Raw genomic sequence first — 19,610 nt, forward strand, 5'->3', positions numbered from 1 at the left:
CGACACTCCGGACATTCCATTTTGCAGAATAACGAGTATCCCTTTATGTCGCAAATACCACAGTTCGTTAATCATTACTTTCAGCAACTGCCGGGGTTTTATACCGCCCTGAAACCGACTCCGCTTCAGGGCGCCCGCCTGCTTTATCACAGCAAGGGGTTGGCAAATGAACTGGGGCTTTCTCCTGACTGGTTTACGCCAGAGCAGCAGAAGATCTGGAGCGGTGAGACGCTGTTGCCGGGCATGGCGCCGCTGGCGCAGGTTTATAGTGGACACCAGTTTGGTACGTGGGCCGGGCAGCTCGGCGATGGGCGCGGCATTCTGCTTGGTGAACAGCAATTGGCAGAGGGGCGCACGATGGACTGGCATCTCAAAGGCGCGGGTCTGACGCCCTATTCACGCATGGGCGACGGCAGGGCGGTTTTACGCTCCGTCATTCGGGAGTTTCTGGCGTCGGAAGCGATGCACCATCTGGGCATTCCCACGACGCGGGCGCTCACCATTGTCACCAGCGAACAGGTCGTGCAGCGTGAGCGGGAAGAGCCGGGCGCGATGCTGCTGCGGGTGGCGGAAAGCCATGTGCGCTTCGGTCATTTCGAGCACTTCTACTACCGGCGAGAACCCGAAAAAGTTCGGCAACTGGCGGATTACGTCATCGCGCGCCATTGGGCTCAGTGGCAGGATGATGAGCAACGCTACGCATTATGGTTCGGCGACGTCGTCGAACGCACCGCCCGCCTGATTGCGCATTGGCAAACGGTCGGTTTCGCACATGGGGTAATGAATACGGACAACATGTCGATCCTGGGTTTGACGATAGACTATGGTCCATACGGCTTTATGGATGATTTCCAGCCCGGTTTTATCTGCAATCACTCCGACCATCAGGGTCGTTATGCTTTCGATAATCAGCCTGCCGTTGGGTTGTGGAATCTCCATCGTCTGGCTCAGGCGCTGTCAGGATTGATGAGTACCGAGGTGCTGGAGAAGGCGTTGTCGCGCTATGAGCCCGCGCTGATGCAGCAATATGGCACGCTGATGCGCGCCAAGTTAGGGTTGTTTACCGCCGACAGTCAGGATAACGACATTCTGGAGGGGTTACTGCGGTTGATGCAACAAGAGCGGCGCGACTATACCCGCACCTTCCGGCTACTGGCGGAGAGTGAGAAGCAGGCGGCGCAATCTCCCTTGCGCGATGAGTTTATTGATCGTCCGGCGTTCGACCACTGGTTCAACGTCTATCGCAAACGGCTCATGCGGGAAGAGCAGAGTGACGCCGAGCGTCAACGATGCATGAAGGCGGCCAATCCGAAATATATTCTGCGTAACTATTTAGCTCAACAGGTCATCGAAGCGGCGGAAAAAGATGCTATCAGCGCACTGGCGCGTTTGCATCAGGCGCTTTGCCAGCCCTATGACGACCAGCCTGAAATGGACGATCTGGCGGTCTTACCGCCAGAGTGGGGCAAGCATCTGGAAATCTCTTGTTCCAGCTAAGGCACACCTATTGACGCAGATAAACCTGCGGAATCGGGTATTCGGGGTGCGGGCTGACGTTGAGATCGGCCTGATACCAGCGGGTGAGTACCTCGGCTTGCAGCACCTGCTCCGGCGTCCCTTGCGCCACCAGTTCGCCTTCATGCAGCAGCAGAATTCTATCGGCGTACAGGGCCGCCAGATTAAGATCGTGCAGGACGCAGCACACGGCCAGCGGCTGCTGGCGGGTCAGTTGCTTCAATAAACGCAACAGATGCTGCTGGTGATACAAATCCAATGCCGAGGTGGGTTCATCCAGAAATAACCAACCCGGCGTCGGTTGCGCGTGCCAGAGCTGCGCCAGCGCGCGGGCCAGTTGAACGCGTTGCTGTTCGCCGCCGGAGAGATGGCGGTAATCCCGGCCGGCCAACGGCAAACAACCGGTTTGTTCCATTACCTGCTGGATCACGGCTTCGTTGTGGCGCGCGCGCCCATGAGGGGAACGCCCCATGGCGACAACATCCTGTACGCTGAAGGCAAACGCCATGCCGCTGTGCTGTCGCATCACGGCGCGAGTTCTCGCCAGCGCATTGGGCTGCCACTGGGAAAACGGTTTGCCCGCCAGCAAGCACTCGCCTTGCTGCGGTGTCAAATAGCCGGTCAAAAGCCGTAACAGCGTCGATTTTCCCGCGCCGTTAGGACCGATAACCGCCACAATTTCACCGCAGTCAACCGTAAGAGAAATATCCCTGGTCAGGCAGCGTTCACCGGCGTAAAAGCTGAGGTTGCGTGCAATCAGCGACATTTCGAAAGCGCTGGAATCACTCATTTCCGCGTCCTTTATGCTGAACAATCAGCCACAAGAAGTAAGGGCCGCCAATCAGACTGCTCAATAAACCGACGGGCAGTTCCGCCGGAGAAAGCATGGTGCGGGCCAGCGTATCGGCAACCAGCAGCAGGCAGGCGCCGCCTAATGCGGAACCCGGTATCAGCCAGCGGTGATCGGCGCCCAAATGCATCCGAATCAGATGGGGAATAACCAATCCGATAAAGCTGATGATACCGCTGACGGCCACGGCGACACCGACCAGCAGCGAGCTTAACAGTAGCAACCTATGCTTGGTGCGTTTCACATTGACGCCAAGATAATGCGCTTCCTCGTCGCCCAATTGCAGCAGATTCAAGAGACGCGCCTGATACAGCGTAATGATAATCGCCGGAATAACCAGCGTGCCGGCGACGAGCAGCATCGGCCACTGTGCTTGCCCCAGACTGCCCATTCCCCACAGGGAGAACTGACGTAACTGCTGGTCGGTGCTGATGTAAGTCAGAAGGCCGATGATCGCGATGCATAAGGCGTTGAGCGCGATCCCTGCCAGCAGTAGCCGCGTGACCCCACCCTGTTCGGAACGGTTGAGAATGAAAATAATCGCGGTGATCGCCAGACTGCCGGCAAACGCCGCGAGCATGGGGCTATAAAGCGCCAGCAGTGGGGGCAAACCCAGCGGCAGCACGATGGTCAGCGCCACGCTCAGCGCCGCGCCGCTGCTGATCCCCAGCAGGCCGGGATCGGCCAGCGGGTTACGAAACAATCCCTGCATGATGGCGCCGGAACAGGCCAGCGCACAACCGACCAGAACGGCCAACAACACGCGGGGAATGCGGATATTCAGCCAGATATGCCAGAGCGGATCGTCAAAGGGCGTCTGCCATAGCGTTTTAAACGACAGGGTCAGCGCACCCAGATTTGATGCGCTGACCATCAGAATCAACAACAGCAGCATTAAAGCAATGAGCCAGTAACGCGGGTGAAACCGCCGTATCATTTGATTTTTTCTGCGGTCTGACGCAGTGTCGCCATCAATGCCGGCGTTTCCAGCGTAAAGCCAAGTATCGCCATGTCATCGACCACCAGCAGACGGTTGTTCTTGCCCGCCGGGGTCAGCGCCAGTCCGGGCAATTTCCAGATCTGCGCCTCGCCGCCCAGACTTTTCAGTCCCTGACTAGAGATGAGAATCAGATCTGGCGCGCTGGCGATCACACCTTCCTGAGAAAGCGGCTGATAACGTTCCACGCTCTGCATCGCGTTTTTCAATCCGACGCTACGGATAATCGTATCCGCCGGCGTGTTCTTCCCGGCGGCCATCGCCGTCATACCGCCGTGACTAAGAATGAACAGGACATTAACCGGCAAGGGCGTCTTGGCGACGGCGGCGAGTTGCTGCTGGTAGGTGGCCGTCAGCTTCTTGCCCTCCGCTTCTTTATTCAGGGCTTGTGAAATGACGCTGATTTTTTGCGGTACGGTTTCCAGCGCGGGTGTGGCCGGCACGTGAATGACCTGCGTGCCGCTTTCAGCAACCTGTTGTAAAACCAGTGAAGGCTGAGACAGTTCGCTGGCGATCACTCGCGACGGTTTCATGGCCAGAATACCTTCGGTATTGAGCTGGCGCATGTAGCCGACATCCGGCAATGCGGTGGCGGCCTTCGGGCGCAGACTGGTGCTGTCGCGGGCTACCAGATCTTTCTCCGCGCCCAGGGCATAGATAATCTCAGTAACGTCACCCCCGATAGAGACAAGACGCTCGGCGGCAGATGCGCTCAGCGGCAACGCGAAGAGTAACGGGAATAGCCAGTTTTTCATACGGCAAACTCCTCGAGCGGTTTTAATGCGTTGATCTGAGTGCGCCATTGCTGTTGTTCCGGTGCGCCTTCAGTACGTTGTCCAAACAGTTGGGCAATTTGCGTGCCGTCTGCGGCATACAGTTCCAGGCTGGTGACGATACCGTCCGCCGTCGGTTTACGGGTGACCCAGCTTTCGGCGATAGCGTTTTCAATCAGATGCAGGGTGAAATCCTGATTAAAGATATTAATCCATTCGGCGTGCTGTTCCATACGTTCCACTCGTTCGATTTTACCGGTGAAAATCTGTACGCAGCCGCGGTTGCCGACAAATACCATGATCTCGTTCTGAACTTCTTTGGCGGTAAACAGAATCTGTGATAGCGCAGCGTTATCAACGCGGTAAGCCAGGTCATCGCTGACGGCGCGGAAAGCCTGCTGGCGGGTGAGGTTATAGCGCTTTAACAGCATGAAGAACTGGTGCACATCGGTCATGGCGCGCCAGTCCGCTTCAAACTGCGGATGGGGGGGCATGGGAGAGTTCGCGGCCGGTTCGCCAGCCTGCGGAGAGATCGTCAGCGCCGGATTGTCGGCGACGGCAAACTTTTCGACAAACTGTCGCCAGGCAGACATATCGGTTGTCTCGGTGGGGTAGACCTTGAGGATGGCATCACCCTGATGATCGAAGAACTGCATGCTTTGCCGTTCACCGCGCGGTGTCGTCTCGCGTAAAGCGAAAGCGCAGGCCCATTGATGCAGGAACAAACGCAAATCCAGCCCGCGCGGATTCAGGATCAAGCCCGCGTGTCCGTCCAGCGATTGGTTCTGGTAATAACCGACGTGTTCATGCACCGCATAATGATTACGCGTAATCGACTTGGTGTGACCAACCTGTTCCAGCGCGTTCAGCCAGCTCTTGGCATCTCCCTGTAAACGCTGGGCATCGTGTCCGACACGCGCGTGAGTCAGTTCCGCTTCGCTGATGCCGAGCAGGTCCGCCAGATCGCGGGCATACTTGCGCGGGTGAGCAATTTTAGCCTGGAGATATTGTTGATAAAGTGAAGTCTGCATTCTCGCTTCCTTATTCTTTCTTTGTTTTGGTTATAGTACTACTGGAGACTAATGAGAATTATTTTCATGTAACAAAAAAGTTACATCAAGTGAAGTTTTCTTAATACGCTAATGAGGGAAGAGAAGGGGAAGAGTGACATAAGCGCAGACAGGGACGAGATACGCCCCGTTTTGGTTTGTCGCCAGGCATCTCATGACGCAGGGACCGTATAGCGGCCCGGTTCCGCCAAAAAAGGAAAGTTCAAGGAGCGCGGCGATTGAGCGCTCCTTGTCGGGTGCGCACTATTTCAGTGGCGGCCAAAAATCCTGATTAGCCTCAATCAAATCATCAAGAATGGCTTTGGCGACGGTGGCGCTCGGCACCGTTTTGGACAACGAGAGCGCTTGCCACAGTTTTTGATAGGAGCCCTCCTCCCAAGCTTCAACCACCAGTTTTTCCACTGCAACCTGTTGGCTCATCATTCCTTTCTGGAACGTGGGGATGTTGCCCATCTGCAACGGTTCCGGGCCGTGGCTGCCGACCAGACAAGGAATCTCCACCATGGCATCGTCATCAAAGTTATTGATTGCACCGTTGTTCTGCACGATTACCAGCATTCTTTCACGCGTGTTAAAAGCGATGGCCCGCGCTAGATCAACAATGTATGACGCATGTTCATCGATTTCGAGATCGCCCGCTGAACCGGATTTCGCGCCGGTAATCGCGCGGCAGGCGCTGAATACCTGTTTTTCTCGTCCGTCCATGACTTCGTTGGCGCGGGTGTATTCTGGGTTGGAATGCGCCACCACGTCGTCCGGGAAGAGGTAATATTTCAGGTAAGTGTTGGGCAACGTCTGTGGATCGAGGGCGCAAACATCTCTGGCTTTGGCAAATGTATCGTTCCAGCTCGGCTCATTATCTTTATGATGGTCGCCGGTTTGCGGAATATAGCCGAATTTTGCGACATGTTCTTGGATCGCTGGCAGCAACTCGTTGCCGTCTTTATCCTGAATCGATGTCCACCAGCCGAAATGGTTCAGCCCGTAGTAGCGCACGGTCATCTCTTTGCGGGATTTCAGACCGATGATCTGCGCCATTTTGCCTTCAATACCGATAGGCATATCGCAGATGTTGAGGATTTTCGCCTGCGGGCGCAGCTTTCTGGTCGCTTCGGCCACAATTGCCGCCGGATTCGAGTAGTTGAGCATCCAGGCCTGCGGCGAATATTTTTCCATATAGTCCACCAGTTCCAGTACGCCGCCGATGGAGCGCATACCATAGGCGATCCCGCCCGGCCCGCAGGTTTCCTGACCGACTACGCCGTGGCGCAGCGGAATTTTTTCATCGAGTTCACGCATATAATATTTGCCGACGCGAATATGCGCCATGACAAAATCAATGCCGGTAAATGCTTCTTCCGGGTCGGTGGTGTAGCTAAAAGCGATCTCCGGCGCCTGTTCTTGCAGCAGAATCTTACAGGCTTCGGCCACCACTTCCTGTCTTGCGCCGTCATTGTCGTAAAATGTCAAGGTGCCGATAGGAAACCGATCCCGGTTTTGTATCAACATCAGTACGATACCGGGCGTGAATGTGCTGCCGCCGCCAGCGATCATGATTGAGAATTTTTTCATGGTTGAACCTCCGTCAGGGATGAGTGCTGCATCAGATTTTCCAGACGATCGCGAACCTGAGGAACCGACAGGCCGACAATGATCTGGACGGCGTTGCGGTTACGGATCACGCCGTGAGCGCCCAACTGACGGAAAATGTCATCGGGCTGCATCCGCGCGGGGTCCGCAAGAGTGATACGTAAACGGGTGGCGCAATTGTTGAGGCTGACAATGTTGGCGGCCCCGCCAAGCGCATTGAGGTAAGCTTGTGCCTGTTCGAGCTGCGCGGTGGGTTGTACGGCGTCTTTGCCGCGCACATCTGTTTTGGTATACAGCCTGAGCTCGCCGTTTTCCCGCCCCGGCGTCTTGACATCGAAGCGCAAAATCACGGCGCGGAACACGAAGAAATAGATGAATGAAAAAGCAATGCCGACGCCAATCTGCGTCACCATGTTCATCGCATGGTTATGGAACATCGGCAGCCAGTTTTGCGTGGCGATTTCAATCAGGCCGCCGCCCATGTTGCCGACGACGCCCAGCGTGTACATTATCGCAGCCATGGTGGCGGCCAGCACTGCGTGAATGGCGAACAGCAAGGGCGCGATAAACAGAAAGGTGAATTCCAGCGGTTCGCTTATCCCCACCAGTACCGAGGTCAGGACCGCCGGGATCAGCAGACCGGCCACTTTAGGTTTGTTTTCCGCGCTTGCCGTGGCGTAAAACGCCGCGGCGATGCCGATTGAACCGAACATTTTGGCATTGCCGAATAGCGCGAATCCCCCCTGCGGAAAAAGCGCTTTCAATGGCAACGTCGACTGGCTGAAAGCCTGAATATTTTCGATCCAATTAATCTGAATGCCGTCTTCCACCGCGACCGGGCCAAAAATGAAAGGACCATAAATAAAATGATGTAAGCCCGTTGGGATCAGTATCCGTTCTAAAAAGGTATATATCCACACGCCTAACGTGCCTGATGACAACATTAAATCTTGCAATGACGCTATGCCCATTTGTATTTTCGGCCAAATAAGCAGTGTTAACCAGGCAGCCGGGATCATAATAAAAAAGCTAATAATGACCACATAAGCTGTCCCCTGAAATATACCGATGTAAGCCGGTAGCGATTTATCGTAAAAGCGATTGTGAATAGCGGTTACCAAACCTGAAATCGCAATGGCGCCAATAATACTGGTATCCAGTGTCTTTATTCCGGCAATCAGGGTTAATCCACTGACACCGCCAATATCGGCAGTGAAATCAACATTAAAATAGCCGCCCCATTGCGTCGCCATTGCTTGAATCAGGTAGTTGAAGGTGAGGTAGGCGGTAAGCGAAGCCAGGCAAGCTCTGGCAGGTGCTTGTTGTGAAAGGCCAATCGGCAGGCTTATCGCGAATATCAGCGGCATGTTGCGAAATATCGTCCATCCGCCTTCTTCAAAAAGATGAATAATCTGAAAAAATAAACTATCAGGGTTAGCCAATTCACCAACAAACATCGGGTTAGTCAACATAATTGCGAGGCCGACGGTAATTCCGGCGAAAGGAAATAACAGCACCGGGGTAAACATCGCGCCACCAAATCGCTGGATTTGACTTAGCATAGTGTTGTCCTTCATTTTAAGTTTTGTAGGGAAGTTTATTTTCGTGGGCAATAAAAAATGTTCTGTACAGTGAGAATATGAAGATTGAGATAAACGGGGAGTCGGCGAACCCAAGATTTGTGAACTGAATCATGAATCGATGCTCGCCTGAGAGGTAAGCCTTTGGCGCGTGTTGCAGATCTGTCGATGTGATGGTGATCGTGGGAGAGGAGTGGATGGTTTTAATTATATGATTATCAAGGTTATTTATATGAATGACTGACCGCTGCTTAACAGCGTAATGAAGAAAATAAGGTCTAAAAGTGATCTATAAACTCATCGCCGACCAGATCCGCTCACGGATAAATTCCGCGGAATTTCGCGTCGGGGAAGCATTGCCTTCAGAAAAAAATCTGGCGCTGGAGTTGTCCGTTTCGCGTATGACGATCCGCAAGGCGATACAGCAACTGGTTGCGGAAGGATTGCTGGAACGTCGTCATGGCAGCGGCACGTACATCCTGCAAAAAGACGTCCAGCTTAAGAGCCATGCGCTGAACAGTTTTGCTGAACATATGCGGCTGATTGGCCGTGCCACCACCAACGAGGTGGTGGATTTCCGTATTATCCCGGCTCCGCCCTCCATCGCCCGTCAGTTACGCCTGCGTTCCGATGAGAAAATCTATTTTGCCCGCCGGCTCCGCTATGTGGATGGAAAATCCTGCATGCTGGAAGACAGCTATCTGCCGGTTGCGCCGTTTCCAGAGCTATCGGTAAAACATTTGCAAGGTTCTAAATTCGCTTACATTGAGGATGAAAAACATATTGAAATCGCCGGTTGCTATGAAATTTTTTCGCCGATCCTGGCGGAGGGGGCGGTGGCGCGCTTATTGAACGTCAACGAGGGGATGCCGCTGCTGCAAATGACCTCACTGTCGCAATCGGTCGACGGCGCGTACATTGATTTTTCGATTATGATTTATAACGTTCACGATTATCAGGTGAGCTTTTATATGCAGCGCAATAAGCTCAACTCGTAAATCCGCCAATTAACCGTGCCCGTTAGCGCTATGCGGATTGGGCGATAAGCATAATCATGAACTAGTACATACGGCGGCTCATGCCGAGAATATCAATGATTTTGGCGGAAATTTCTTCCACCGAATAATTGGTGGTATTGATGTATTTAATCTGGTGTTTGCGAAACAACGCCTCGACTTCGCTGAGTTCCATGCGGCATTGACGCAGAGACGCATAACGACTATTGCCGCGCCGTTCTTCGCGGATCGCCGCCAGCCGTTCGGCATCAATCGTCAGGCCGAATAGCTTATGCTGGAAGGGTTTAAGCGCATCAGGGAGGCGCAGATTATCCATATCATCGGCGATGAAGGGATAATTGGCCGCGCGGATACCGAATTGCATCGCCAGATAAAGGCTGGTTGGCGTTTTCCCACAGCGTGATACCCCAAGCAGGATGACCTGAGCCTGATCGAGATTGCGCAGCGAAATACCGTCGTCATGCGCCAGCGTATAGTCGATGGCGGCGATACGCGCTTCATATTTCCCCAGATTGTTGGCGGTCAGGCCGTGGGTTCGGTTAGCAATATGCGTCGGCGGAATATTTAGCTCTTTTTGTAAGGGCGTAACCAGTGCTTGCACGATGTCCTGACAAAACCCCTCGCTGCTGATGATAATGTCACGTACGGTGGGGGTGACAATCGAGTAGAAGACCAACGGGCGCAAACCGCTTTGTCGATAGGAGGTATTGATTTGTTCGCACACCGCTTTAGCGCGCGTTTCACTTTCCACGAAGGGTAAAGTGAAACTCACGGTTTCCACTGGAAACTGTGACAGCACCGCATGACCGAGCACTTCCGCCGTGATCGCCGTCCCGTCGGAGATGTAAAACACGCTTCTTTCCACCTGAACCCCGCATTGTATTTTTTCAATAAAAACAACTTAGCGACGACAATAATGCCGTTTTAACAATGTTTATATTAAAACACCATTTCATTATCCTTCTGATAAAGATAATGATCTTCTACGATATTGGATTTTTACCGTGTTGATCAATCTTTGACAATTAAATGAGTTTTTTTTCATAGCTTGATCGATTCACCTTTCTATCTTTCATAAAACGCTATGCTACCCTCAGTATGTTGAGGCATAACTCAACCGAACTCTTTCATACCCTAATTGTATGCAGAAAGGATTTTTTCGATGTCCAATAACGGCTCTGATTTGCGCAATGTCCTCTGGTATAACCAGCTTGGCATGCACGACGTTGAACGGGTGGGAGGCAAAAATGCCTCTCTGGGTGAGATGATCACTAACCTGTCGGAACTCGGCGTTGCAGTCCCCAATGGCTTTGCGACAACGGCACAGGCGTTTAATGATTTTCTTAATCAAAGCGGTATCAATCAGCGCATTTACGAATTGCTGGATCGCACGGATATTGACGATGTGAATCAACTGGCGAAAGTCGGTACGCAAATTCGTCAGTGGATTATTGATACGCCCTTCCAGCCAGAACTTGAGGACGCCATTCGTGATGCGTACCAGCAGTTGGCTGAAGGTGAAAAAGAGGCCTCATTCGCCGTGCGCTCTTCCGCGACGGCGGAGGATATGCCGGATGCGTCGTTTGCCGGACAACAGGAAACTTTCCTGAATGTTCAGGGTATTGATGCGGTGATGGTCGCGGTGAAACACGTGTTCGCCTCGCTGTTTAACGATCGCGCCATTTCTTACCGCGTGCATCAGGGATATGACCATCGCGGCGTGGCGCTGTCCGCGGGCGTTCAGCGTATGGTGCGTTCCGATCTGGCTGCATCAGGCGTGATGTTCACCATTGATACGGAGTCTGGCTTCGATCAGGTGGTGTTCATTACCTCCGCGTATGGTCTGGGCGAGATGGTGGTGCAGGGCGCGGTCAACCCGGATGAGTTTTATGTGCATAAACCCACGTTGCTCAATGACAAACCTGCGATTGTCCGCCGTAACATGGGATCGAAAAAAATCCGCATGGTGTACGCCGCCAGTCAGGAACATGGCAAGCAGGTACGTATCGAAGATGTCCCTGAGCAGCAGCGCACGCGCTTTAGTCTGACGGATGACGAAGTACAGGCGCTGGCGCGTCAGGCGCTGCTGATCGAGAAGCATTACGGCCGCCCGATGGACATTGAATGGGCGAAAGATGGTCACTCGGGCAAGCTCTATATTGTTCAGGCGCGTCCTGAAACCGTCCGTTCCAACGGCCAGGTGATGGAGCGTTATCATTTGCCGTCAGGCGGCAAGGTGCTGGTTGAAGGCCGCGCTATCGGTCACCGCATCGGCGCGGGCGAGGTGAAAGTCATTCATGACATCAGCGAAATGAACCTTATTAATGCCGGCGACGTGTTGGTCACCGACATGACCGACCCGGATTGGGAGCCGATCATGAAAAAAGCCGCCGCCATTGTCACCAATCGCGGCGGACGTACCTGTCATGCGGCAATTATTGCCCGTGAGTTGGGCATTCCGGCGGTCGTCGGATGCGGTGATGCTACCGAGCAGTTGCGCAACGGACAGAAAGTGACCGTGTCCTGCGCGGAAGGCGACACCGGTTATGTCTATCATGACCTGCTGGATTTCACCGTAAAAAGCTCACAGATTGATAAAATGCCCGATCTGTCGTTGAAAATCATGATGAACGTGGGTAACCCCGATCGCGCATTTGATTTCGCCTGCCTGCCCAACGACGGCGTCGGATTGGCCCGCCTGGAGTTCATTATCAACCGCATGATTGGCGTGCATCCGCGCGCGCTGCTGGAATTTGATCAGCAAACCCCGGAACTACAGCGTGAAATTACGGCGCTGATGCAGGGGTATGACGATCCGGTCGAGTTCTATGTCGGTCGTCTGACGGAGGGTATTGCAACGCTGGCCGCGGCGTTTTCGCCAAAACGGGTGATCGTGCGTTTATCCGATTTTAAATCGAATGAGTACGCCAATCTGGTAGGGGGCGAGCGTTATGAACCGGAAGAAGAGAACCCGATGCTGGGTTTCCGCGGCGCCGGCCGCTACGTTTCCCCGGATTTCAAAGCCTGCTTCGCGCTGGAATGCGCCGCAGTGAAACGCGTGCGTAATGAGATGGGGTTGAAAAACGTGGAGATCATGATCCCGTTTGTTCGTACCGTCGCGCAGGCGGAAGCGGTCATCGACGAACTGGCCCGTCAGGGATTGCGTCGTGGCGAAGACGGCCTGAAAATCATCATGATGTGTGAGATCCCCTCCAATGCGTTGCTGGCGGATGCGTTTCTGCAACACTTCGACGGCTTCTCTATCGGTTCAAACGACATGACGCAGTTGGCGCTGGGGTTGGACCGGGATTCCGGCGTTGTCTCCGAACTGTTTGATGAGCGCAATGATGCCGTTAAAGCTTTGCTGTCAATGGCGATCAAGGCCGCTAAAAAACAGGGCAAATACGTCGGCATCTGTGGTCAGGGGCCTTCCGATCATGAGGACTTCGCTCTGTGGCTGATGGAGCAAGGGATTGATAGCCTGTCCCTCAACCCGGATACCGTCGTGCAAACCTGGCTGAATCTGGCGGAACATCAGTAATCGCGGATGCGCGTCGATAAGCCGAACATACGCCCGATAGCGGCTAACGCTATCGGGCGTTTACGATTCCCCTCAATTCTCTTGATATTCCGTTAACAAGCGCCTTCATTGTTTAATCAGGAAAGACCCGAACTGTGGCGTCATGACGGCGCGAAATCCTTCATCTGTCCTGGTGATTAAATAAACCGCCAGTCTTTGCCGTTCCGCCAGTTTTAACGCTTTTTCCGTACCGAGCACCATCAAAGAGGTATCCCATCCGTCGGCTTCCAGCGCCGTCGGCGCGATAACCGTGGCGGAAACCAACTGATGCGTAATCGGCTGGCCCGTGGTCGGGTCGATAATGTGTGAGTAACGTTTACCGTCCTGCTCGAAATAATTGCGGTAGCTGCCAGACGTACTGATGGCGTAGCCCTGTAAATTCACTGCGGCCTGGATCGCGTTTTCCTGATCCGTCGGTTTCTGGATGGCTACACGCCACGGCGCGCCTTGCGAATTTACGCCGCGGCTGGAAATCGCGCCGCCCACCGAAACCAGATAGTTGGTAATGCCTTTGCGCGCCATTAATTGGGCCAGAACATCCGCGCCATAGCCTTCACCCAGCGTGGAGAGGTCGACATATAAATCCGGCAGATCCTTTTGCAGCCATGCCCCGCGAGAGTCACTGAGTAACGTTAGGTGGTTCAATCCCACTTTTTGCTTTGCCTGATCAATTTGCTGCTGGGTCGGGATTTTCACCGGCTGTTTTTGCGGTCCGAACCCCCACAAATTGACCAGAGGGCCAACAGTAATATTCATGGCGTCATTCGTTGCTCTGCCAATACGCTGCGCCGCCAGAATAATGTCCGCCATGCCATTGCTGATAGGCTGGGGTTCAGTGCCCCGATATTGATTGAATCGCGACAGGGTCGAGTTTTTACGGTAGGTGGAAATTTCATCATTGGCCTGTTCCAGCAAACGATCGATTTCCTGCTGTAATTGCGCTTTACTCTCCGTCAATTCTCCGCTGATTTTTACGCTGTAAAAGGTGCCCATCGTTTTACCCTCTAGGGTCAGCAGAGGACGCGTCGAAGTCTGGTGGGACGCATTATCACAGGCGGTGAGCAGGCTGAACAGGCAACCGAGAATGAGTCCCTTAATGGCGAGATTGAGCATGAAAAAACTCCCAGAAATGAAGCAACGCGCGATAAATAATAGATTTCAATGTGCGGGCAACTAGCGCCGCTGCAACTTGAAAGGCGACCGGGTATTACCAATAAAGCAAAGCGGATAAAAAACAAAGCGCAAATTAACAAAAATAAGATTGGCCGCAATTTATGGCGATAAACATCCCTTAGAACGGCGTTGGTGAAAGCATCCCGGGAAGCAGGAGGAAAGAAGGGAGCGTCTGGTAAGTGGGATAAAAAAAAGCCCATCTCAGGGGATGGGCAAAGACTACACACAGCAATTCGTTACTAACTCTGACGAGGAGGAAACCTTGTTGACAAACAGCAGGTTAAAAACTAGCTCCTTTATTTATGCTAAGGATTATGCCTCGTTTAGTCATTAAGAATCATCCTAATGGTTAATCATTTTTTAAGAGTTGCAATCACATTCGGCAGGCTACAGTGAGTGAAATTAACGTGATAATGGAAAAATCAGCAATTCTTTAGGAATAATCCCTGATATTGAGGGTGAATATATTAGTTTTTTTACTTGAATGGTTCATTATAAATGGGTGGTTAGACCACCCATTGCGATGCCGATTTCATTCATTATCGTCATTTTTTCTTGGGGGCGATGACGGGAGAGGTCGTAACGATATTTTCAGGTTCGGGGATCTCTTTCACCCAGGCGAACATCAGCCGATAAGATACGGCCAGCACCACCGGGCCAATGAACAGACCGATCATACCAAATGCCAGCACGCCGCCAATGACGCCGCAAAGGATCAGCAAAATGGGAAGATCGGCGCCCATACGAATCAGCACCGGACGGATGAAATTATCAATGGTGCCGACCACACAGCTCCAAACCAGAAGAACCGTCCCCCAGGTGCTGTCGCCGCTCCAGTAAAGCCAAATGATAGCTGGAATCAATACCGGGAGAGGGCCCAACTGAGCCAGACAGAACAGAAACATCAACACGGTCAGCAACGTGGTATAAGGTATACCGGACAGTCCCAGCCCGATACCGCCCATCACGGATTGTACAATGGCGGTGACGACCACGCCCAATGCCACGGCGCGGATTGACTGAGCCGCCAGGATCACTGCGGTATCGCCTCGCTCTTGTCCCAGGCGGATGGCAAAATGCCGTACGGTTTTGGCGACGGCTTCTCCTTTGTAATACAGCAGGGCGCTGAATATCAGCATCAAGGCACAGTGCATCAGGAAACGGCCTACGTGCGCGGCCTGCGCCATCAGCCAGGACGCGGTTTTGCCGAAGTAGGGCTGAACCTGGGTAAAAATACCGCTGCCGCCGCTTTGCAGCAGCAATTGCCAGCTATCAAAGAGCTTATCGCCAACCAGCGGAATCGACGTTAACCAGTCAAGCGACGGCGGGGCAATTTTCTCCTGTCTGGCGCTCCAGTCCATTAAGGCTGAACTGTTTTCCACCACGCTGCTGACCAGAAGGGCTATCGGCATGACAAACAGCAGGAGCAGCAATAAAGTCATAGTGAGTACGGCCAGTGAGCGGTGGCCCCACAGCAGAGCCTGTATTTTTATCAACAGCGGCCAGGTTGCAATCACGACCATACACGCCCAGGCAAATCCCAATATAAACGGCTGAACTACCCAAAAACAGGCAATGATCATGATAGCGATAAACAGCAGGCTGAATAATATTCTGGCTAAATCAAAACGCTGTTGTCGTTGAAAGTTATGTATCAATTTCGTACCTCATTAAGCAGACTCAATGTCCTAGAGCGACGTCACTTTTGCAAGGCGATGAAGACGGCGTAGATTTATCATGAGATATTTCCGGGCTTTTTGATAGCCCGTTGGACATTTTGTTGGTGAAGCGGTGGAAACCCAAGATGGGTGTGTTTTTACTGATCAAGCTACGCAATTTTTGCCGAAATATGATATATCCTTCATCCTCCACGTTGCTGGTAGTAATGCCATCATTAGCAAATACCTCTTTTTGTACGGATAGGGTCAAAAGATAATGATCCCACAGATCGCTCAGTCACCCGGACTCGTTCAGCCGGTGCTTAATTTTTTGGAAGCGTTAAAACAGCATGGATTTACAGGCGATATGGCGACAGACTACGCCGATCGCCTGACGATGGCGACAGATAACAGTATCTACCAACTCTTACCTGATGCCGTTGTTTTCCCCCGTTCTACCGCAGATGTGGCCATTCTGACCCGCTTGGCCGGCGAAGAACGTTTTCTCGGTCTGATCTTCACCCCTCGCGGCGGCGGCACGGGGACTAACGGCCAGGCGCTTAACCGCGGCATCGTGGTGGATATGTCACGCTACATGAACCGTATTTTGGAAATTAACCCTGAGCAGGGCTGGGTTAGGGTAGAAGCGGGCGTGATTAAAGACCAGCTTAATCAATATCTCAAACCATTCGGCTATTTCTTTGCGCCGGAACTTTCCACGAGTAACCGCGCCACGCTGGGCGGCATGATTAATACCGATGCGTCGGGGCAGGGATCGCTGGTTTACGGTAAAACCTCGGATCACGTGCTGGGGCTGCGCGCGTTGCTGCTGGGCGGCGACATTCTGGACACACAGGCGATGCCGGTGGAACTGGCTGAACAGTTGGCGCAGGAAGCCTCGCCTGTCGGACGTATTTATCATACGGTTTTGCATCGCTGCCGTGAACAGCGTCGGCTGATCCTCGATAAGTTTCCCAAGTTGAACCGTTTCCTGACCGGGTACGATTTGCGTCACGTTTTTAGTGACGATCTGAAAACGTTCGACCTGACTCGCATTTTGACCGGGGCTGAAGGGACGCTGGCGTTCATCACGGAAGCGAAACTCGATATTACGCCGTTGCCGAAGGTGCGGCGGCTGGTCAATATTAAATATGACTCTTTCAACTCGGCGTTGCGCAATGCGCCGTTCATGGTGGAAGCGCAGGCGTTGTCAGTTGAAACCGTCGATTCAAAAGTGCTGAACCTGGCCCGTGAAGATATTGTCTGGCACTCCGTCAGCGAATTGATTACCGATGTCCCTAACCAGGAGATGTTGGGGCTGAATATCGTTGAGTTTGCCGGTGATGATGAAGCGCTGATCGACGGACAGGTGAAAACGCTGTGCGCGCGTCTGGATGAATTGCTGGCCGCGGGCGAAGCCGGAGTGATTGGTTATCAAACGTGCAGCGATCTGGCGGGCATTGAACGTATTTACGGCATGCGTAAGAAAGCCGTTGGCTTGCTGGGCAACAGTAAAGGGTTGGCGAAACCGATTCCGTTTGCCGAAGATACCTGCGTCCCACCGCAGCATCTGGCCGATTATATCGAAGAGTTCCGTGCGCTGCTGGACAGCCATAACCTGACTTACGGTATGTTCGGCCATGTGGATGCCGGCGTGCTTCACGTGCGTCCGGCGCTGGATATGTGCGATCCTCAGCAGGAAATCCTGATGAGGCGACTTTCCGATCAAATTGTTGCGTTAACGGCAAAATACGGCGGCTTGCTGTGGGGAGAGCACGGCAAAGGATTTCGCGCCGAGTACAGTCCCGAATTTTTTGGCGCCGAGCTGTATGCGGAGCTGCGTCGTATCAAATCGGCGTTTGATCCGGATAATCGCCTTAATCCGGGCAAAATCTGCGCCCCGTTGGATATTGACGCGCCGATGATGAAAGTCGACGCGGTTAAGCGCGGAACTTACGACAGGGCTATCCCGCTGGCGGTGCGGACGTCATTCCGCGGCGCCATGGACTGTAACGGCAACGGGCTTTGCTTCAATTTTGACGCCCGCAGTCCGATGTGTCCCTCCATGAAGATTACCGGCAACCGGATTCACTCGCCGAAAGGCCGGGCGACGCTGGTGCGTGAATGGCTGCGATTGTTGGCGGAACAGGGGGTTGATCCGCTGGCGCTGGAGAAAACGCTGTCCCAGCAGAAAATGAGCCTGAGCGCCCTGGTTCAGAAAACCCGTAACACCTGGCAGGCCCGGCAGGGAGACTATGATTTTTCCCATGAGGTGAAAGAGGCGATGTCTGGCTGTCTGGCCTGTAAAGCCTGTTCGACGCAGTGTCCCATCAAAATCGACGTTCCCAGCTTCCGTTCCCGTTTCCTGCAACTCTACCACACCCGCTATTTACGTCCGGTGAGGGATTATCTGGTGGCCGGTGTCGAAAGTTATGCGCCGCTGATGGCGCGCAGCCCGAAAACCTTCAACTTCTTTCTCAAAATGCGGTGGGTTAATACGCTTAGCCGTCAGCAAATCGGCATGGTGGATTTACCGCTGCTATCTTCTCCGTCACTTCGCCAACAGCTTGCCGGTCATAGCGCGACACGAACCACGCTGGAGCACCTAGAGAAGCTATCTGATGCTGAACGGCAGCAACATGTGCTGATCGTGCAGGACCCGTTCACCAGTTACTATGAGGCGCAGGTGGTGGCCGATCTTGTCCATCTGGTGGAAAAACTGAAACTGAAGCCGGTACTGCTGCCATTCTCGCCAAATGGTAAGCCGCAGCACATTAAAGGTTTCCTGCAACGTTTTGCGAAAACCGCAGCGAAGACGTCAGATTTTCTGAATCGGGTAGCGGAACTCGGCATGCCCATGGTGGGTGTCGATCCCGCGCTGGTACTCTGCTATCGTGATGAATACCGCGAGATTCTGGGTGACGAGCGGGGTGACTTCCAGGTGAAACTGGTGCATGAATGGCTGATGAGCGTGCTGGGGGCAAGCGCGCCTCAGGCCGCGACGGGCGAATCCTGGTATCTATTCGGGCACTGCACGGAAACGACGGCGCTACCCGCCAGCACCCAACAGTGGTCGGATATCTTCTCGCATTTTGGCGCCAAACTGGAAAATGTCAGCGTGGGTTGCTGCGGGATGGCGGGCACCTACGGTCATGAAACCAGGAATCTGGCGAACTCTCAGGGCATTTACTCCCTATCCTGGCAGTTGGCGTTGCAGAAATTGCCGCAGAAACGCTGTCTGACCACCGGATACTCCTGTCGTAGTCAGGTCAAGCGGATGGAGGGCAGCGGGTTGCGTCACCCATTACAGGCTTTGCTGGAGATTATCTAATGCAGTGGAAAAGACAGTTCACGCTTGAGCAGCTGAATGCGCAAAGCCAGGGATGCATGGTGGAACACCTGGGCATTCGTTATACCCGGCTTACTGACGATCATCTTGAAGCGGTGATGCCGGTAGATTCCCGCACCCGGCAGCCGCTGGGTTTATTGCACGGAGGCGCGTCCGTCGTTCTGGCCGAGTCGCTGGGATCGGTTGCCGGTTATCTTTGTACCGAAGGAGATCAGACGGTGGTCGGGATGGAAATCAACGCCAACCACCTGCGTGCGGTATCCGAGGGTGAAGTGCGCGGCGTGTGCCGAGCGCTGCATGTCGGACGACGCAACCAGGTATGGCAAATTGATATTTTTGATAGCCGGAACCGGTTGTGCTGTACCTCTCGCCTGACCACGGCGGTGATCGCGCCGTAGCGCAAACTGACGTTAAACATTATGCCGGCGGTGTCGATACTCTCGCCACTGCCGGCAAAGT

14 protein-coding genes and 1 other RNA gene are annotated in these 19,610 nt (G+C 53.5%); 5 read left to right on the forward strand and 10 right to left on the reverse strand.

The genetic code is table 11. The annotated features are described in order from the left end of the window. The first annotated feature begins 45 nt into the window (after positions 1–45). Entirely contained in the window at positions 46–1,497 is a 1,452-nt protein-coding gene (locus tag EH207_RS07340; RefSeq protein WP_137713388.1) for a protein adenylyltransferase SelO, read from the forward strand. A 7-nt stretch (positions 1,498–1,504) separates the two neighbouring features. Here EH207_RS07340 and EH207_RS07345 read toward each other — a convergent pair whose 3' ends face one another. The 6 genes from EH207_RS07345 to EH207_RS07370 all read right to left on the reverse strand — a co-directional run bounded on the left by EH207_RS07345 (position 1,505) and on the right by EH207_RS07370 (position 8,357). Then, positions 1,505–2,305: a heme ABC transporter ATP-binding protein gene (locus EH207_RS07345; protein WP_137713389.1), complete on the reverse strand. Its 801-nt coding sequence runs from the start codon at positions 2,303–2,305 to the stop codon at positions 1,505–1,507. Further along, positions 2,298–3,302: a FecCD family ABC transporter permease gene (locus tag EH207_RS07350; RefSeq protein WP_137713390.1), complete on the reverse strand. Its 1,005-nt coding sequence runs from the start codon at positions 3,300–3,302 to the stop codon at positions 2,298–2,300. Before EH207_RS07350 ends, EH207_RS07345 begins: the two co-directional genes overlap by 8 nt. After that, positions 3,299–4,117, reverse strand: a complete 819-nt coding sequence (locus EH207_RS07355; protein ID WP_137713391.1) for a heme/hemin ABC transporter substrate-binding protein — start codon at positions 4,115–4,117, stop codon at positions 3,299–3,301. The genes EH207_RS07350 and EH207_RS07355 overlap by 4 nt, the downstream gene beginning before the upstream one ends. Further along, positions 4,114–5,166 carry a hemin-degrading factor gene (locus EH207_RS07360; RefSeq protein ID WP_137713392.1) on the reverse strand — a complete coding sequence of 351 codons (1,053 nt, stop codon included), beginning with the start codon at positions 5,164–5,166 and terminating at the stop codon, positions 4,114–4,116. The genes EH207_RS07355 and EH207_RS07360 overlap by 4 nt, the downstream gene beginning before the upstream one ends. Positions 5,167–5,448: 282 nt before the next feature. Continuing rightward, positions 5,449–6,777 carry a 6-phospho-alpha-glucosidase gene (locus EH207_RS07365; RefSeq protein WP_137713393.1) on the reverse strand — a complete coding sequence of 443 codons (1,329 nt, stop codon included), beginning with the start codon at positions 6,775–6,777 and terminating at the stop codon, positions 5,449–5,451. Continuing rightward, positions 6,774–8,357 carry an alpha-glucoside-specific PTS transporter subunit IIBC gene (locus EH207_RS07370; RefSeq protein ID WP_137713394.1) on the reverse strand — a complete coding sequence of 528 codons (1,584 nt, stop codon included), beginning with the start codon at positions 8,355–8,357 and terminating at the stop codon, positions 6,774–6,776. Before EH207_RS07370 ends, EH207_RS07365 begins: the two co-directional genes overlap by 4 nt. A gap of 302 nt (positions 8,358–8,659) precedes the next feature. Between EH207_RS07370 and EH207_RS07375 the strand changes: the two genes are divergently transcribed. Continuing rightward, positions 8,660–9,373, forward strand: coding sequence for a GntR family transcriptional regulator (locus EH207_RS07375; protein WP_137713395.1), 714 nt, complete (start codon positions 8,660–8,662; stop codon positions 9,371–9,373). 61 nt (positions 9,374–9,434) lie between these two features. Here EH207_RS07375 and ppsR read toward each other — a convergent pair whose 3' ends face one another. Beyond that, on the reverse strand, positions 9,435–10,256 hold the full coding sequence (ppsR, locus tag EH207_RS07380) for a posphoenolpyruvate synthetase regulatory kinase/phosphorylase PpsR (RefSeq protein WP_137713396.1): 822 nt from the start codon (positions 10,254–10,256) through the stop codon (positions 9,435–9,437). A 297-nt stretch (positions 10,257–10,553) separates the two neighbouring features. Between ppsR and ppsA the strand changes: the two genes are divergently transcribed. Then, the gene (gene ppsA / locus EH207_RS07385) at positions 10,554–12,932 is read left to right on the forward strand and encodes a phosphoenolpyruvate synthase (RefSeq protein ID WP_137713397.1); all 2,379 of its coding nucleotides are present in this window, start codon (positions 10,554–10,556) and stop codon (positions 12,930–12,932) included. Between the two features lie 105 nt (positions 12,933–13,037). On the opposite strand, the gene apbE is transcribed toward ppsA, so the two are convergent. From apbE to ydiK, 3 genes are all read right to left on the reverse strand, one after another. Beyond that, on the reverse strand, positions 13,038–14,084 hold the full coding sequence (apbE, locus tag EH207_RS07390) for an FAD:protein FMN transferase ApbE (RefSeq protein ID WP_137713398.1): 1,047 nt from the start codon (positions 14,082–14,084) through the stop codon (positions 13,038–13,040). 244 nt (positions 14,085–14,328) lie between these two features. Beyond that, an RNA gene (gene rprA, locus EH207_RS07395) (antisense sRNA RprA) lies at positions 14,329–14,439 on the reverse strand. 250 nt (positions 14,440–14,689) lie between these two features. Further along, positions 14,690–15,799: an AI-2E family transporter YdiK gene (ydiK, locus tag EH207_RS07400; RefSeq protein WP_137715295.1), complete on the reverse strand. Its 1,110-nt coding sequence runs from the start codon at positions 15,797–15,799 to the stop codon at positions 14,690–14,692. A 280-nt stretch (positions 15,800–16,079) separates the two neighbouring features. Here ydiK and ydiJ point away from each other — a divergent pair, with 280 nt between their 5' ends. Then, positions 16,080–19,133 carry a D-2-hydroxyglutarate dehydrogenase YdiJ gene (gene ydiJ, locus EH207_RS07405; protein WP_137713399.1) on the forward strand — a complete coding sequence of 1,018 codons (3,054 nt, stop codon included), beginning with the start codon at positions 16,080–16,082 and terminating at the stop codon, positions 19,131–19,133. Next, a complete protein-coding gene (locus EH207_RS07410; protein WP_137713400.1) occupies positions 19,133–19,549 on the forward strand; it encodes a hotdog fold thioesterase in 417 nt (138 codons plus the stop codon). The genes ydiJ and EH207_RS07410 overlap by 1 nt, the downstream gene beginning before the upstream one ends. The last annotated feature ends 61 nt before the right edge of the window (positions 19,550–19,610 follow it).

The sequence above is a fragment of the Brenneria rubrifaciens genome (assembly GCF_005484945.1).
GTDB classification, from domain to species: Bacteria; Pseudomonadota; Gammaproteobacteria; order Enterobacterales; family Enterobacteriaceae; genus Brenneria; species Brenneria rubrifaciens.